The following is a 1,561-nucleotide window of genomic DNA, read 5'->3' as shown; positions in this document are numbered from 1 at the left end:
TCAAAAAAATATGAAACCAGCATCCGTCGTAATGCATCTGAGTGCATCAACGACGGATATTTCAACGGCCTGCTAGAGAAACTCCGCCTCCTACTGAACAACGAACGGATCGCTAGCGGAGAGCAGTGGCGATGTCGCGGTCGCCTCGAAAAAGCGCTTCATGGCCGGGTAGAGAGCAGTTCGTGATCGGTTTGGCCGTGCGAACAATGGCAACGAGCGTCTTTTGACGTCGGTGTCGCTTTCGGCCGCCTCGCGACGAAGGGGGCCAATATACCGAGTGTCGGCAACGCGGGAACCAGTCCCCTACGGGGCAGGCAAGGGGGATCGCGGGCGAGGCCGCGCGCTCCCACATAGTCGCCGAACGCCGTCACGACGGCGGGGCCGACTGGCACGAACCGTTCTTTCGAACTCCTTGCCCACGGCGAGACAGGATAGTCGACCCAAGTTCGACTCCGGCGTCGCGCATGCTGATACCGTCGTTGAAAGCGCAGCACAATTTCGAATGGCGGAGACCTGTGTTGTGCGCCAGCACAAGCGCGAATCCTATGCGCGCCGGCGGCGGCCATGTCGGGCAGAGCGTCCAACACGGGCGGGGTGAAGATCCACGCTACATTGGTGTGGCTCCGCGCCATCTGGCTCCGCGGCTTAGCGGCGCGCGCCGCTTATTTCCCGCGTCGTCGTGATGGCGGCGGAGGAGCATCTTGATCTACTTCGTGAACGCGTCGTTGTCGAGGTACTGCGCATTGACCAGATCGCGAACAGTCTTTCGGGGCCGCGAGCGCATCCTGCCGGCGTTTACCCGGAATCTTGGCGGCAAGGAGGGCGCGCTTCGAACGTTTTCCTCGCGGACGTGCATAGTCGCTGACAACTTGAGCCGATCGACGCGAATGTCGGGGCGCGTGCCGGCCGCGCTATCGCTGGCGTGTCGCCTTGCTCACAAGGGATCCAGCGCAGTCGCCTCGATGCCGGCGCGGGGTGGCGTCCGTCCGAGGAGTTCGCCTCGGACGAACTACCTCATCACAAGCCTCTGGATCGTGCGGATTGTTGCGGTAGCTGAACGCAAGGCACGTCGTTCGGCGGTCGGAGCGATTAGCTCAGCCCTCACACGACTTCGAACGGCAGGACTTAGGACCCAGATGACGAAGAGCAAGGACAAGTCAAGCGAGGCGAGGGCGCTTGAGCGGGTCGCAAATGCAACACGGGAAGTACATCCGGCATCAGTTGCACTCGAAGCACTTTTTTCGTCCGGCACATCACATGGCTTGAAGCGCCCGAGTTGGCGCGCTTTGCGGCCGCCATACAGAAACTGAAGGACGCTCGACAAGCGTTTTACGCGTTAAGAATTGAACGAGCGGCGAAGGGCGCCACATGAATCGCTGGAGTGTCCCTAGCTTCGGGCCGGGCTGTATCAAGTCTTGCCCCATCCAGAAAAGGCGTTCGAGGTTTTGACGGCCCGCTTATCGGCCTTATGGAAAGCTTCGCATAAGGCCGATTATGCCAAGTCGTTGATTATGGAAAGTAGCTGTGATGATCGGCGGCACGATCCGATAATCACAGGGTG

Annotated in this window: 1 protein-coding gene; it reads left to right on the top strand. The window is 60.3% G+C overall.

Annotated elements, in window-relative coordinates:
- The coding region (locus AWB66_RS34810; protein WP_235021360.1) for a hypothetical protein at positions 1-186 on the top strand (186 nt) is incomplete at its 5' end.
- Between the last annotated feature and the right edge of the window lie 1,375 nt (positions 187-1,561).

This window comes from Caballeronia telluris, from assembly GCF_001544495.1.
GTDB classification, from domain to species: Bacteria; Pseudomonadota; Gammaproteobacteria; order Burkholderiales; family Burkholderiaceae; genus Caballeronia; species Caballeronia telluris.
This window is presented reverse-complemented; position numbering and strand designations above follow the sequence as displayed.